This is a genomic window from Maribellus sediminis (assembly GCF_011799805.1).
Lineage (GTDB): Bacteria > Bacteroidota > Bacteroidia > Bacteroidales > Prolixibacteraceae > Draconibacterium > Draconibacterium sediminis_A.
Genome location: NZ_WXUB01000004.1, coordinates 468816 through 484984, shown reverse-complemented (window position 1 = coordinate 484984; position 16169 = coordinate 468816). Strand labels below are relative to the sequence as shown.

8 protein-coding genes are annotated in these 16169 nt (G+C 44.1%); all 8 read right to left on the bottom strand.

What is annotated here, in order from left to right; genetic code table 11:
* Positions 1-7 precede the first annotated feature (7 nt).
* The 8 genes from HFD85_RS16745 to vgrG are packed head-to-tail and all read right to left on the bottom strand — an operon-like array spanning position 8 to position 16169.
* Positions 8-1867: an eCIS core domain-containing protein gene (locus HFD85_RS16745; protein WP_167612511.1), complete on the bottom strand. Its 1860-nt coding sequence runs from the start codon at positions 1865-1867 to the stop codon at positions 8-10.
* 4 nt (positions 1868-1871) lie between these two features.
* Entirely contained in the window at positions 1872-3398 is a 1527-nt protein-coding gene (locus HFD85_RS16740; RefSeq protein ID WP_167612509.1) for a contractile injection system tape measure protein, read from the bottom strand.
* 1 nt (position 3399) lies between these two features.
* A complete protein-coding gene (locus tag HFD85_RS16735) occupies positions 3400-7638 on the bottom strand; it encodes a PKD domain-containing protein (RefSeq protein WP_167612507.1) in 4239 nt (1412 codons plus the stop codon).
* Positions 7639-7649: 11 nt separating this feature from the next.
* On the bottom strand, positions 7650-10406 hold the full coding sequence (locus tag HFD85_RS16730; protein WP_167612505.1) for a hypothetical protein: 2757 nt from the start codon (positions 10404-10406) through the stop codon (positions 7650-7652).
* Complete coding sequence (locus tag HFD85_RS16725) at positions 10394-13708, bottom strand: baseplate J/gp47 family protein (RefSeq protein ID WP_167612503.1); 3315 nt, start codon at positions 13706-13708, stop codon at positions 10394-10396. Before HFD85_RS16725 ends, HFD85_RS16730 begins: the two co-directional genes overlap by 13 nt.
* Positions 13709-13719: 11 nt before the next feature.
* Positions 13720-14130: a GPW/gp25 family protein gene (locus tag HFD85_RS16720; RefSeq protein ID WP_167612501.1), complete on the bottom strand. Its 411-nt coding sequence runs from the start codon at positions 14128-14130 to the stop codon at positions 13720-13722.
* Between the two features lies 1 nt (position 14131).
* Positions 14132-14422 carry a PAAR domain-containing protein gene (locus HFD85_RS16715; RefSeq protein ID WP_167612499.1) on the bottom strand — a complete coding sequence of 97 codons (291 nt, stop codon included), beginning with the start codon at positions 14420-14422 and terminating at the stop codon, positions 14132-14134.
* Position 14423: 1 nt separating this feature from the next.
* Positions 14424-16169 (bottom strand): type VI secretion system tip protein VgrG, encoded by a 1746-nt coding sequence (gene vgrG, locus HFD85_RS16710; protein ID WP_167612497.1) that lies wholly within the window; start codon positions 16167-16169, stop codon positions 14424-14426.

Below are 16169 nucleotides of genomic sequence, written 5' to 3'. Positions count from 1 at the left end.
TTTTGTTTTAAAAAGTAAAGTTGTTCAGCGTTCGATAAATAAAGGCACCTGCTTTTAGCACCATTGTATTGCCTGAAGCCGTTACAAAAAACGATTGCGTTACATTCGTAAACACTCTTCCCTGCGCATCCGATTCTCCATCAATTTTATATTTATTCGGAATTACCCACTCATGATAACCATTTGCGAACGGAGGATTTCCGCCACGCCAGGCAGCCTCATCAACCAAACCTGTATTCATGTCATCGAAAGGCAAATAGTTTTTGTTGGGTTTGTGATATAGCTGTGCCGCCGAATACTGGGTAAAATACCCGGTAACATTTGTCGCAGGCCCCGGTTGTTCCAGCCACTGTGTACGCCCGAGGTTGACGTTCAATGGAAGCACTGTGATATCTGCTTCCATTGCTGCACCCAGAGTTCCCGTTGGAATGGGCAAGATAGCAGAGCGTCGTAAAGCAATTGCCTGCGGAGGAATAGTAGAAAACACAATATTGGCAGTGCCCGCCTGGTTGGTCAAACTAATGACACTTACAGAAGGTACTGCAGGGGCTTCCCAAACCATGTTTTGACCCGAATTCAATCCTATGATGCGTCCGCTGGTTGCCGACCAGGTTCCTTCGGTATTTCCGGTAAAACGCACAAACTCACCAACTCCAACAACTGTGCGATTATCTGCAGTTCCATCCGGTGCTAAGTTTATTGTCTCCGAAGTTATCGAAGGTGCGACTTTGCCGGGAGTACCGGTTGGCAACGACGGACTTCCCCACGAAAACAGCCCATCGAGTGCTGACATGGTACGTGCATCGATCACGCCTGTAACAGGTAAAGTTGACGACCGCTGAAAACTCTGAATTGTTGCCTGTGTTTCAGCCTGAAAAATTCCGTCAACACCATAAATTGGCAGCGGAAAACCGGCATCAACCAATGCCCGTTGGATAAGAGAAACCGGTCGGCCGTTAGAGCCGTAACGCAATGTCCTTTCGCCATCCAAACAGGCTTCCAGCGTACGGTTTCCGCTAAAGCGGTCGGCTACCAGGTCGCGGTTATCATCCATGGTCATTTGAACCTCAGGCACCGCAAAACCGGTTTGCTGAATAGTATGCGTCAGCTCGTGAGCCAGCAGGTGTTTTCCTTCTTTTGATTGCGGATCGTAATTTCCTTCATTGAAATAAATATCTTTTCCGTTGGTAAAAGCTTTGGCTCCCATTTGCCGATTCATTTTTTCGGCTTCTCCATCGGTATGAATTCGAACCTGGCTAAAATCGGCACCAAAACCACGCTCCATTTCTGCCCGAACATTTTTATCCATTGGCTGCCCTGAATTTTTCCGGGCGTTTAAACTTGTTTCAACATTTGCTGAATCAGGAGCCTTTGCATTTCCTTCCATTTTCGGCATGGCTTCTTCTTCCTCCTCTTCAGACTGAGCCTGTACAGGTTCTTCTTCCTCCTCTGCCATTTGCGTCTGAAGGATTTCCTCTTCCTCCTCTGCCTGTATCTGAAGGGCTTCTTCTTCCTCTTCTGCTTGCATCTGGAGAGCTTCTTCTTCCTCTTCTGGCTGCGCCTGTATAGGCTCCTCCTCTTCCTTTGCCGTGTTCTGAGCCACTCCGGTTTCTTCCAGATCGTGTTGAACCAAAGGTGAAATGGAAGAAGACAAACTGTTCCCGGAAATCATTTGGTTACCAACACTCGAATTTTCCTGATTTACAACAGTATCGGCCATCTGATCAGCTTCGCGTTCATATTTGTCGCCGGAACGGCCAACTTTTAGTTTTGGTTGAACAGCAAAAAATGGCGATTCGCCTGATCCTTCTCTGTTGGAACTGCGGCCACTTTTAGTGTAACTTCTTCTCATGAATCCTGTCCTCATAACTTTACCATTCTACAAAGATTAAATTGTTGAGCCATGGCAGCTTAATAATGGAAATGTTCCATTGCAATTTCTCCAGTAGGATGTCCTGTGTTTTCCGTTCTATGATTAGCTTGAAATTCCGGTCTTTTTGAATCAATTTTCCGTTGCGGCTGACAAACATTTCCCTCAATCCATCAGGCGAGGTATTTTTAAGCGCCGGCCAGTTTTTTATCAATTCGCGGAGCATATTGTCCGCTTCCGTTCTTACGATTTCGTCCAGAAGGCTTGTCGCAGGAAGCGTCGTTTTCAGTGGCACTCCACAAAGAAATTTCTCCAGTACCAGATCTCCCTCAAAAAACTGATCGCTGCCCGTAGCACAATAATGCAGCGCCTGAACAGCTTTAATTCGCTCTTTTTCTCTGATCTGTCCAGCATCATCAAGCCACTGAAATTGCTGTAAAAAAGTTTTCAAAAAGGGGTGAAAAAGAACCTGTCCTGCATTTTGAACGGCGATTTCGCCGGCGTCTTTTTCAAAAAACAGCGGTTCTTTTTCATTCGTAAAACTAAGTCCATGCGAAATAATGGAAGGATCATTTTCAATTTTACCCCTTTTTTGTGTTACCCCCTTTTCCGCGACATTCTTCCGGCTTTGCTTTTCCAGCATCGCCAGAATCGTATCGCTGTCATTTTGAGTAAACTCAAATGTTGTGTGTTGAGAAATATTTTGTAGTTGCTTTGCCAATTCAATAATGCGATCAGTATACGACTTATCCGAATCCTGATTTTCCAGAATAGCATTCGCCATAAAATCGAGCAATTCAGCTTTCCAATCCGACTTTTTATAGCCAACAAAAATCTGAACCAGCACTGATAAAAATTGATTCCTGTTGTTTAAGTCCAGGTTCAACAGATATTCCTTCAAAGAAGTAAACTGCTGATTTTCTGTCATTTTTTCGGCAGCAATAAATTGAAGCACGTTTGTTAACGGCATTTGAAGAACAAACCTTTTTAAGGCGCTTCTATCGCCTATTAACAGTTGTTTCAGTTCCGCAATAAAATCAGCTTGCTGAAGCCGTTTCGTCCACTCTTCTTCTGAAATTATCGTGTCGATGTTGGATTTTTTACCGTACCAGGGCAAATAACCATGTTGCAAAAAGAACATGAAAATGGCCTGAGTATTTTGAGCAGGCGAAAGTCCTTTTGCAACAGCGGAATTTAAGCTTCTATCTTTAAAACTTTGCTCGCCATTTACCGGATAACGCTTTTCAAGGGCTGAAAAAGCGAGTTTTTGCTGCAGCTGTTTTTCCAGCTCAAAACGCAAATCGGCAAGCTGATCCATATTATCAACCTCAATTTCCAAATCGATTCGCTCAAAACGCGAAATACTTTCGGCATCGCTCCATTTGCTAAACAGCTTTTCGAACCCTGGAAAGACATCGGTATTCAAAAACGTACTGATGTTGTCCTTGATCCAATACGCCTTTTTCTCGTCTTTCAGGTCAATTTCGAGATATACTTTGTCGATAATATGTTGCTGTGTGCTGTTCAATTTATATCAGTTTGCTTTCAATGATCAGTTTCATATGGTCGGCCAGTAAAATCAGTTCGGCCACTTTTTTAGCGTACATGTCAACAAATTTTTTCATGGTATCACTGAAGATGATCTTTCTTTCCATGAACATTTTCAACAGTCCGATAATCTGGTTCAGAATGGAATCGATCAGGTCTCCAAATTTCTTGATCACTTCGTTATCCTGACAGCCCAGAATGTTGTAGAAAAGTCGCAACTGCAATTCAAGTAAGGTCAGTGCCTGTTTCTGCAATTCGGGTGAATTAACCAGCCCGACCACAGTTTTAGCTGTTTCATTTAATAGTTTCGGGAACATTACTTCCAGTTCGGCATTGGCACTCCCGTTCAAAAATTCGTCGATACGATCGAGAACTCCTTTGCTGAAATCGCTGGTACCGCCATAAATAGTTCTGGTCTGTTGCAGTATACTACTGAGTACTTCTGATGTTCCAGGTTGAATGCCGGCAAGGATTTTGGCATCAGTCAGGATTGCCACCTTAGTCTCTTCAACGCAGGTATTAACCGGCGTTTCCTCAATAAAGCGTGTGGTAATGGAAGTGCTCGTCCGGCTTGTCGGACAAACATCGGCCCCGATGGCTACAAGTACTATTTTCCAACTTGTCGGGCTGTCGGGTTTCAGATTTATCACGATCGGATCGAGGTTGCTGCCCGTAAGCGTAGTATCGTTGATCATCCATTCGAAGCTTGATGCATTTTTCGAAGTATTGGTAATGATCAACTGGTTCTCTACCTGTTTTGGCGAGCAGGAAGCAAGCGGTGGTTCGAGTACGTTGACCGTCAAACCGGAGTCTTCACCGTTCAATAAAATGCTTGTCGGGCCCGGTTTGGCAGCGGCCGGAATAAAGACAAACTGGCCTGTCGCGTTTTTAGCGACTCCTGAATCAGCCGTTATCTCAACTTTAGCATTTTCGGGAACAACCGTGAACGGATATTCGGTTTTATCGTTAGCGCAGAAGGTGTCAGTTTTTAAACTGATCTCAGGTTGAATTTCTGCAAAAATAATATCGTGTTCAACAGTGGTTTTACAAATTTTGTTGGCCGCCGTAACAGTCAACAAAACCGTAACTTTGTTCTCATCGTTTACCGGTAATTTGTAGGTATGCGATGGATTTTGTTCGCTTGAAGTTGCTCCATCCCCAAAATCCCAGAAGAAGCTTGCTCCTTCCAAATCTCCGGTCGGTACAAAACGATGGGTAGCCAGGTCGGTCGGTTCTTCAGGCACTTTAAAATCGGCCTGAATTCCCTGGTAAACCGTCAACACTGCATCCGTGACCTGGTTATTCACCGTAAAATGAATGACCTGTCCCAACATATCTTGCGGGAAATTATCTGCTGCAATCGTAATTTTTCCATTCTCGATGCTCACTCCTGCCACTTCCGGATTCATTCCGATGGTTCCGTCAGCCGGCGTTACTTCATACAAAATCGGTTCGGTATCGGTTAACAGGCAGTACCTGTCGCGCGACAACCTCAACGTTGCCGGCGGTTTTGAAATGATGTAATTAATCGGGGCACAATCGGAACAACACATGTAAGGCAGCGCAAAGTCGGCTACTACAGTATTATCAGCAATTTGTGTTGCCGGAATTACCCGTTCCAATGCACTTATTTCCTTGAGGCGTGTTGAATAATCCTCGTATTTAATCAGTTCAGTGGCACTCTTTAATACCGTGGTTCTTTCTGCTGTCGACAATTTCTCCAGGTTCATGATCTTATCGGTGATAAGCATTTTGGAAGCCGCTAAGGACTCAGCTGCAACAAATTTGTTTGTTGAAGTTTCGTCAGTTGTAGTTGACTCGCTGTTTTTATACACCAGTACAAAAGTTCCACCGGGCACAACTCCGGCTTTGTGTTCCAGACCGGGATGTTGTTCAATAAATTTTGAAAGTTGCAAACGCAGCAGGATTTGTTCTTTTCGCGCATTTATTTCATCGAGCAGCACTTCGAGTTTTTTACCCGAACAGCAAACATTCGACAGTTGGTTGATCAGCAAACCTGTGAAAGCCTGCAAACCCACCGATAATTTGGTGGACTGGTACCTCGCCTTCAACTTTTTAACCAGGCTGCACAATTGCGTCAGCGACAATTTATAATCGTTGACACGCGAAAGATTAACCAGGTTAACAGCCAGCGGCATTCGTTGTGTCAGCATGTACGTATGCGCCATTAATTCTACCGATTTATCAACCACAAATTCTTTTAAATCAGGTTCGGCATTCCACTCTTCGGTATCTACTATTCTATTTAGTTTTTGTGAAGCATTTGCAATGATATCGTTTACCGATCCACCTTTGGTTTCTTCAATGGCCTTAATCATTTCAACACCAATGGTATCCTGCACTTTGCTCATACTCTCCTCAACCACCTTTCCCTTCTCCACCTCATCGTATAAGGTTTTGGTAGCCGTTCCAAGCGTAGTTTTGTAATAAACCGGCTGGTACAACCTGGCCGTATAATTTACATCAAGATTGGTATTTAGGGCCATAGGCCTTTTCAAGTCGAGCTCAACCTCTTTAACATTGGCGCCGGGAATTTTCGTACTAAAGCTTGAAAAGAAACTTGAGACCTCAGCTAGCACGCAATCCTGTTCCTTTGTCCAGGCTTTCAGCATCACTTTCAAGTCCTCGAATTCGCATTCGTAATCGTCAATGTCCAGATCATCCGACTTGATATTTACCGACAATGCTTTTACATCGAAAGAAAGTCCGTATTGCTTTTTCTGGTCGTCGAGTTCTTCCAACACATCGCGGTAATCTTTTCCCTGGTGGCCTTCAATTCTATAAAAATCGAAAGTATCGGTGTTGTAACTTAAGGGTTCCTGAATTTGTGGTGCAGAGGCCAGCTGTTCGGTATGGTAACTCAGGTTGTAATTGTGCCGGAATAATTTTGTTTTTGTAAAATCCCACGACTTTAAAAAATTGGTTCCGGGCTTGTAATAAAAAGGAATGCTTCGTTTGCTCAGTTCAGGCAATTTATTGGATGGTGTGATCCTGATCTCTCCCGGTTTTACCAGGTAATTGTCGATCAGATCAAATATTTTCAGCAACAGGCTTTTTGCTCTTTCGATTTTCCCATTCTCGCTACCGGTAGCGGGCGAAGGATAGAAATCGTGTCGCAGATCTTTGGGTTCGCTGTTTAATTCCGACAGCAAACCCAGCATCAGGTGTTTTGGAAAAGCGGTAATATCGGGCAAACACAGTTGTTTGAGATCGAGCAACAAATCTTTTAATTCGTTGTATGTATCTACCAGGTCTTTTAAAAGATCGTAACGGTACTGAATATCGAAAGGAACATTATAAGCGCTGAATGAATAATGCGCATTCAGTTTCGAAAGTTCGGTATTCAAAGCTGCCGGAGAGATTTTAACCTGCAACAGGCTTCCAAAATTCTTTACAATTAAACTGATTCCCAAACCGAGCTGAGAAACAATATTGTTTTTGGTTAATAGCGCGCTTCCTTTTATAGCATCGTAATAAGCACGTTTCAATTCTTCGTATTTCGAAGTATTGATCTGGTTCAGGACTACACGTTTTACTGCCAGTTCCGGTAAATTAAAATATTGTTCAAAACGGTCGTGGTTGGTGTAAACTACATCGTTGGAAGCGATAAATTCGGCATCGGCTTTCGAAACCAGAAGTACCCGCAAACGGTTGATCTGTGCTACTCCCTGATTGTCGCAGTCGATAGCGGTACAAAGATCGCCGGTATCGGCGAATGATTCCAGGTAAAGCAAAACCACCATGTTGTTCAGATCAGCTAACTCAGAAAGCGGTTTTGAATTTTCAACTCCCGGGGGATGGAGTTCATATAAATCGAGCACTTCAGACGACAGTTCATCGCCTCCCGTGAGTTTACGGAAACGCGTATAACCAGCTGCATCGTCCTTGAACTTTTTATACCAGGAGTAGCTCAGTGAACCGCTTATCAGTTTCTTCAGAGGCGAACTGTCGCTATCCTTCTTCAGCTGAATCAGGTCGCCATCGGTGGTGACTCCAACACCCTGCGAAATGGTGATCGTTGCACCGCTTTTGCTGACTTTAAATCCGCAAACAATGCCTACACCGTTTAGAAAAACGCGGGAGAGCCGGTCCTGGTCGTCGAAGTAAGTTATAAACTCATTTAACTGGCCTTCTGTCAATACCTGGTTATCGACGAAAGTATGGTACTTTGTTGTGATTTCCGTTAATTTCCAATCCATCACTTCTGTAATTAAAGGTTTCCAATATTTGTGCGGCCCAGTATTATCCGGCCTTCCAATGAATCTTCCTCATCATCGCAATCGATCAACCGGCCTGCAGGGTAAATCGAATTCAGCTGTTCGAGCGATTTAATCAGCTTATTAAGCTTAGTCTCATCTTGTTTCTGTCCTGATTTTGTTTTTGAAAGCAGAAAATCCTTGTATGCTTCTTCAAACTGAACCATATCGTTCTTATCATCATCCACCCAACCTTTTGGTTCGCCAATCCAGCAAACGCGCGCCAGAACATGGGCCGGCAATTCACGACGGATCAGGTCTTCCATGAAATTTCTGAAATCCATGTTTCCGAAACGGTAGGTCCATCCGGGTAAAACCACAGTTACGCGATAGGAATAAGGATCGATCGGTTCGCAGCTTTCGCAGTTATCGGTACAAACCGACATAAACTGATCTTTTAAACCCGCGTCGCCTGTTACATCGGGGCGCAACAGGATGTGCTCTACCATATACATTCCCTCTTCGCCAAACTCTTTGCGCAGGAAATGGATTAAATCCAGAATAGCCTGTTTCAGTTCGTCCTGTGTATCGTGGTACAAAAACTGTCGAGCGATTATTCGGTCGGTGCTGTCAGGATCAGCGTTCAGGTTGATTACATCGAAGGAATATTTTCCGCTTTCTGCTTTCTGAATTTCAAAATTTCCAACTTCAGCCTCATCGTTAATACGATTCAGAAATGCTTCCTCAATGATCTCGGGATCGGTCTCTACTACCTTAACGATCGACTGATACATCTCTTCGCGTGCAAATCGTGGTGCCTTGTAATTTACGGTTGCCGAAAGCACAGCTTCTCCTTCATTATTCCTGATCCTCCAGCGGTAAACCGTTTTACCGTCGATGTCTTCAAGATTGTATATTTCAACATTCGAAGTGGAAAGATTTCGCCGGGTAAAATCCCTTACTCCACACAGGCGCGCAATGCGTTTCTGTGCACCGGCTACGTTATCCGTATCCCACAGATTTTCAGGCTCCTGATTAAAATAATTAAAGGCACTACCCCGCCAGTTGCTTATTCCTTTGTTGGTAATTTTTTTCTTCCCGTCAACTATTTCTGATTTCTCGCCATATTCCGAAAGAAAAGTCTGTTTGGCAGCTACAACCGTCTGATCGGCATAATTACCATACAATTCCTTCATTAAAAATGAATACTGGCTGAATTTTTCGGCAAAGCGCGCCAGCAAATGATCGAGCAACTGATTCTTTCGGGTAACACTATCATCGAGTTTCGACAGCAATTTTTTGGTCAGCAGTTTATCGTTTTCAGGATAATCTTCCACCAGGTCGTTGAAACCTTTAATATCGTTTACAAGCTGCGTAAAATACGTGGTCTCCGCATTATTGTCAACCGAAAGCAACTCTTTAACTTTTTCCAGATGCGCGAAGTAGGAAGCAAAAATCTGGTCGAAAAACAAGAGGTAGGCTTTTAGTTGTTTGGCCTGAGCTTTTCGCGCAACCGAAGCCCGCGAATTCAAGCCCACCTGCCCGATTCCGTAGGTTTCGGGAAAATCGTTCTGGATTGTTGTTGTTTCACCGGTTTCGAGGTATTCACCAGCGGGAACCGGAATTTCATTATCGAGGCCGGCAAGCGCCTGTTTTGCCTCTTCTTCGGCTTCCAGTTCGGCAATGTATTCCTTAACCTTTTTACTGTTTACGTTTACCGGAAGTACTCCTTTGTAGTAACTAAATGCACTCAAATCGCAGCGAACCGGCTTTTTGCCCTCATCCACGCAAACCAGCCAAACATCTTTATCTTCTCCGGGATTTTTACAATCGCTAATCGAAATATCTTTGATGAGTTTTACACCTTCAATTTTCATGATGAGCTGAACAATATCCGACAAGCGAATCTCAGTCCTCAAACGGGCATTTTCAAGTTCATTCGGATCAATGAAACCATGTTCCAACAACGGTCCTTCAAAGATCTGGTCGGTTGAATACCCTTTTTCAAATTGTTGTTGTAACGTATAAAACCAGAGTTTGGGAGAAAAATAAGTATCGATGGCGCGCAACACCCGGGCATGAACTTTTTCTTCGTCGACTTCGGGATCGAGTTCAATGCTGGCACACACCTGGATGGAATGCGTTTTCACCTCTTCAACCTCAACCAGATCTTCGCAAAGATTGCGGTTATCGTGGTAAGTGCTTATGATTTGTTGGTTAATTGCCTCAATCTTTTCATCCTTATCATTGGCTTTTTCGAGCACTCGTTCGTCGTAATCCACTACAATTTTGTAAAGCCCGTTAATGATGAACTGCTTTTTCTCCTGTTCTTCAAGACCTTCAAAATCGGCAGGATCATAGCTCAGCAGGTCGTTTTTACAATCTACATGAACTGTTTTTTCATATTTTTTAAGCCAGCAGTTTTTTACCCCTTCAATGTCGATAAACAACTTTCGGTAATCGGCTTCAGTCACCGGTTTTGATGGAAGAATTTGAGTTGCCGCGAAAAACTGATCTTTGATGGGTGTATTTCCCGAAGGAGTGAGTATGTTCTCGATCGGCATTGAAATGCGCGCACCCAGATCGGTAATCGCATAGCTCAGCATTTCGAGTACCGTTATTCCGGGATCGTGCTCGTTATAATCCGTCCAAATATTCCCGGACAGTTTTTCGATGTACTCCTGCCCTTTTTGGCGCAGGAATGCATAATCGAGGTCGTCGCCCGAAGCCACATTTTTGGGTATGGTAATATGTTCGTTTAACTCTGACATGATTCTGCAGGTTCGGTTATGGTGTTTGAACAATTATTCTCGGCATCGCCTACCACGTGAATTTTCGAGGATACTAAAATGGCCTCAGGACTGTTCGGGACAGCGATTTTCACCTCTGTTTCTGCTCCGGTTGCAGCATTGGTTTGAAACAGCTTAACATCGCTTACAAAATCCACATACTTCAATTTTTCAACATAATCGATGATGATGCTTTTGTGCAGCGAAAGCCCAAAACTGATGACGGCCTTCGTATCAAAAGCCCAGGGAGAAAGCAAACGCGTGAGGTCCTCTTTAAGCACTGTTTTGTAAAAAACCTCGTCAAATCCCTCATTAAATTGCACCTTCAGATCGACCCTCACTTCCTCGTACTCCGGATTAATAACTTGAATGTTGACCAAAGGAGAGTTAAGTTTCCGGAGGTAATTGGCTATACGATTTAGTGTTGCCTTACTTACCCTGGGCTTATAAATATCAAATACGTTTCTGTTTACTATGTCGGGAATTACCACCAGCACCACATTTCCCGGTGCCAGGTAGCTGGTTTTTCGTTTGTTGTTTACCACCTTGGTTGCGGTGTGATTCAGGCACTTTACTTTGTGAATCTCAGGAAACTCCTGCAGCACCAAATGCTCGTAATCCCAAAGTGTTATGGCCCGGTTTTTATGTCGAAGACGTTCGCTTACACGTCGGTAAAAAGCTGAATCACTTTCCGTTGGCTGGCCTCCGAATGAGTTGTAAGGTTGCGAAAGCGACTTAATTCTAGGCGGCCTCACAATCATCTTTTTAATGGTATTTGAAGTCAAACCTTCGTTCAGATGATCCAGCTTGTTGTTATTGTTTTCAAATATGGCCTCAATTGCCTGCGCATGTATGCCGATTGCTTTCGACACGGCGTTGTATTTTTTATGAATGCGGGCTTTTAACCACATCATTCCGGCAGGAAGCAGTGTATTAGTACTGCTTGCTTCTTTTGGTATTTTAAATTTGAAAATGCCGGATTTTAACAGGTTATCCGTTTGGTTGGAAATAATGGAGGACCGTTCCAGCCGTTTCCAGTCGTTGTTACACAGCATCCACCACTCCACCTTTTGTTTGCCGACAAACGATTCCACTTCCGGATTTTCACTTCCTTCGAGAACCTGAATCAACAGCGACACATTTTGTTGTGGCAAAGCATTTTCCAGCCCGATGTACAATTCTCCACCGTTGCAATAAGTCGGTACTGCATTCAGTACTTTTGCTTCATCTGCTGGTAAAATATTGTTGGAAATCTTTTGCTCAGTATCTTCCAAAGCCTGCCCAAACGGATGCTCGTGATACAAATCGAAATCTTTTACAGCATCATCACTTTCTGATGGTTTAAGCTGAGCCGAAGCATAATAATCAAGCGTAATTTTTTCGATAAAAGGCGTGTACGGTTCGTTGGGCACCAACACACTTTTGTCCTCACTGCCCATGGCCAGGGCATACAACCGTGGATATAAATCATGCAGAAAAGGCTTATTCAGCGATAAACGCACGGGTCCAATATTTTCCTTTTTATCATCAGGATTAGCAACATCAAGCGAAAGTGTGAAAATGTCGTTTTCGGGACCTTCAAACAGCGACTTGTTATTGAGGCTGCTCTGTGTCACCCATTCTTCGTGTTCGTTGAGTTCAACCGCTGCCGTGAAATGCGAATTACTTTTAACGATAAGTGTATTCGTCAGGAACGGAAATTGCGAAATATCGCCTAACTCTGATAATGCCGATTGCGTGAGAAAGTCGGTAAACCTGCCTTTTTTACTGGCCGCTACTTTGGGTGTAGAAGTATCCCCCCCGGAATCTGACGAAACTGCCTCCGAGATATCATAAATACCTTTCAGGTAATTGATACCCGAGAATCTTGCGTTTTCATTGGTACGGTAAGCATAATACCAATCAACAAAATTGCCTGGTGTATTTTTCCATTCAATATTGATGTTGAGCTTATTCCACTTTTTCTTAAAAAGCTCGGCATAATCCACATAAAACTTCGATTTTTTTACCGGCTGTGTTCCGAATGGATAGAAAGGTTTTGTGGCTTTAATGCCACCAATATCATTATAAAGGTTCAGGTTTTCAATGCGGCTTACGGCCACGTCAATGTTCAGCTCTTTGAGTTTCCGGCCAACCAGATCGCGATACAATTCATGCGCACTTTCATTCTCAGTTCTGAACAGAATCCTGCACACAGGGAATGTTGTGGAAAAATTTTCAGCATGAACTTTTTGATTGTAAGCAACCACTGCTTTCTCATCTTTCGGAATCAGAAAAAGAATGTTCAGTTTGCTTAAGTCACTCGAATCGGAACCTGTGATAAAACTGAAATCATTGTTCTCGTTCGAATAGGCAGCAATGATCTGCAAATCCTCAATCCAGCCTTTTTCTCCGGTACAAAGTATTTTCAGGTTTGCGCTTAACTCTTCATGCGACCATGCCTTTGAAAGCTCACTATCAAACTGAAGGCTGAGCTGGACATACCGTTCGCCTTCCTGCAACTCAAGTATTTCCCCGGAAACAGCAAATCCAAGTTTAGCATCTGCCAGTTCGGGATATTCCCGCAAATCGGGTTCATCTCCTTCCGGCGGAACGTCATAATAACCAAACGGCCACCATTTTACAGTTTTATCCGGAAAATCGGCACCTAATCCATCGTAAGAATTAGCTACGTCGGCCGCTTTTATTTTCTGAAATTCATGATCGTTGTAAACGCTTTTCAAAGCAGCAACTTTGGCCTGATTGGCTACCAGTTCATCTTTTGTTTTGTAGATCAGCTTTTTCCCACCGGGATCTTTTCCGGCATCCAGCGCAGTTGATTTACTTACTATTTCCGCAACTGCATTTTTTGCCAGTTCGAAAAGTACATGAACGGTATCAGGTGTTGCCGGCTGCTTTTCGAGCCGAAGTATAGTTGAGTAGTAAAAATCGAGGTGTCGTTTGGTGAGCCGGTTAAAATGGTTTTGCGTGGTTTCCAGCAGTTTTATGAAACTTATGAATAAAGCCAGGTGAGGTGTTATTTCCGATCCTTTTTCAAGGTCCTGCAAAAAGCTGCTCAGTTCATCTTTCGAAACGAAGAAATCCTGCCAGTTACCCGACGGAACCTTGTCGTTATTCACATTGAAATAGTTGACGTGAGCCGCAAAGTCCCAGGCAAATTTCATCCACTCTTCCAGGCCAAAATCGTTGAGTTTTACCCAGGCCGGGTTGAGCGCTTCATTAAACCGAAGTTGTTGTTCGGTTCCTTCACGAGGCAATAATATGTCTTTTCCGCAATTCGCCATTTCGTAGATGTTTATGTTTCGCTGCCTTCAGTTTTATAGAATGGGAAAACCATATTTTTCCGCGAGTTTGTTGAACGAATGGTATAGTCGATATTGATCAGCAGTTCTCCTTCCAGCTCGTTGATCGGATCGATGGCGATCTTATTCACATCTATCCGTGGTTCGTGATACAGGATCGCCTTTTTTATCAGGTCGATTACAAAGGTTTTCAGTGTCAGGTTCAAAGGCTTAAACAACAATTCATCGAGGTTACAGCCGTAATCGGGAACCATGATTCGTTCACCCAGCCGCGTTGACAACAAAATCTCCAGGCTGCTTTTAATGTCGTCCTCATCTTCCAGCAGCTTTACGCTTTTTGTACCCTTGTCGAATTCCGGAGGGAAGCTCCAACCGCGTCCTAAAAATGAATTGTATTCGCTCATATCAACCTCCAATTATTACTGTTCCGCTACCCATTACTATTGTTCCGCCGTGTGCGGTAAGATCACCTACGCGAGCGGCCGGCATTCCTCCGATCAGCACCGTTCCCGATCCCATTGCAATGGTGTCGGGCGGTCCCATACAGGTAGCCATGTCTCCCACCCGGGCTGCAGGTAATCCTTCAATAAAAACCGTGCTTTCTCCCGGAGGTAGTATCGGTCCTCCAACATGGGACGAAGGCCCGTTAAAAGCCGGGCAGGTGTGCATATCTGTTATTCGTGCTGCAGGTGGCATATCAGTTTATTTGTACTAGTGATCCTGAAACTTTTGTTATCGCCGACGATGCCAGTTCTGAACCGGCAGCGCCTTCGGCTTTAAATTCGGCATTGGCAGTAAGGCTTACATTCGTTCCTTCGATTTTTACATCGCCCGTTGCCTTTATTGAAATATCTCCACTGCTTTCGAGTGTTATCCCGCTTGAATCGAAAGTGCTCACATTTCCTGATTCATCTTCGATCTTGATCGTGCCCGAATCATCGTCAACCGTAATGGTTTTTCCTCCCGGAGTTTCCATAACGATCGATTTTTTTTCGTCGTTGAAAAGGAATTTCAGTTCGCTTCGGGTTACAAAACCTTTTTCGTTGTTAGGTTCTTCTGGTTCAAGCGGTGCAGGAAGGGCACTACTGTTCAGCATACCAAGAATCACCGGATCGTTTGGATCGTCGTTCAAAAATCCTACAATCACCTCGTCGTCAGGTTCAGGTCTGAAAAACGATCCGCGGCTATCACCGGCATCGAGAGTGGCTACACGCGCCCATACGCCTTGTTCGTCGTTGTTGATAATCGGCATACGAACTTTAACCCGGTATTCTCCGTTCGGGTCGTCGTGAATTTGCGTGACTTTGGCCACATGCAATCCGCTAACCGCACCAAGCAATCCGGCAGCCGGCATTTCGTTAATATCAACTGTTTCCGAAAACCAAACCGGATCGATACCAAATTGCGCATCGGTTGTCCAGATACCTTCAGCAACCTGGTGACGAACAGCGGATACATAAACCTTCCCATTAAAACGATCACCCACACCCGACAACGCGAGTGTAGTATTTGGCTTTACATCGGCTACGCCCTGAAAACGAACGCGCCCACGGATTTTTGACAGCTGGTTAAAGAGCTTTTTCGCATTGGCCCAGTCCTGTAAACCGGCATCGGTACTGGCACTTCCATCGCGTAATTCGAGCTTATCCAATTCAATTACAGAAGCCAGCTCACCGGCCGAAATATTTCCGTTTAATTGAACGTCGGCATTATTTGCTTCCTTTTCCAACACTTCCTGGTTGGCCACATCCCAGCCAAAACTGGTGACATTGGCAAACTGGTTCCGGGCATCCATTTCTGCATCAAAATCAAGAATGGTAGCGCCATACACCAGAGTCATTTTTTCGGTTTGAGCATAATCAGGTGACAGCACTGAAAATTTGCCATCATCAACCACGCAAACTTTACCATTGGCCTGAGCGCGTGTAACACAGAAATCCCAGTCGCTTACACGGTATTGTACCATTTCAGGATAGTCCACTTCGGTTGCATCTACTTCAGCTTCCAGACTGTGTGCACTGATGATCTCTTCCAGAATGTCACTGTCTTTACTGTCGTAGAAATACTTGCTTTTCCGCCCGATGCTTAGTTTCACAGCTTTGTCTTTGCATTCAATTTCAAGCTGTGCCTTGTCGGAACGTATCTTCAGATTGTGCCTGATAACGATGCCTTTGAAAATAGTTTCGTCTTCATTGTGATAACCGGCCTTAATCTCGATCTCTTTTCCCGGTACAAAAAAACTTTCGTTGCTTAGTACAAAATCCTGTTGGGCAGGATCGCCATCGAGCAAAACGATTTTTGCCCAGGGAATCCGGTTGATCTCCTTTTGCACGGCAATGCTCAAAACCTGGTAGATTGAAGACAATTCTTCGCCTTCAATTAGTATTTTGAAAGTTACAAGGTCGGCCGACCGTGCGGTTGGTATGACTCGAGTTTCAGGCAT

Coding starts and splice junctions, on each gene's coding strand:
- HFD85_RS16720 (WP_167612501.1), bottom strand. CDS start 14,130: ATGAGCGAATACAATTCATTTTTAGGACGCGGTTGGAGCTTCCCTCCG.
- HFD85_RS16715 (WP_167612499.1), bottom strand. CDS start 14,422: ATGCCACCTGCAGCACGAATAACAGATATGCACACCTGCCCGGCTTTT.
- HFD85_RS16735 (WP_167612507.1), bottom strand. CDS start 7,638: ATGGATTGGAAATTAACGGAAATCACAACAAAGTACCATACTTTCGTC.
- vgrG (WP_167612497.1), bottom strand. CDS start 16,169: ATGCCTGAAACTCGAGTCATACCAACCGCACGGTCGGCCGACCTTGTA.
- HFD85_RS16725 (WP_167612503.1), bottom strand. CDS start 13,708: ATGGCGAATTGCGGAAAAGACATATTATTGCCTCGTGAAGGAACCGAA.
- HFD85_RS16745 (WP_167612511.1), bottom strand. CDS start 1,867: ATGAGGACAGGATTCATGAGAAGAAGTTACACTAAAAGTGGCCGCAGT.
- HFD85_RS16730 (WP_167612505.1), bottom strand. CDS start 10,406: ATGTCAGAGTTAAACGAACATATTACCATACCCAAAAATGTGGCTTCG.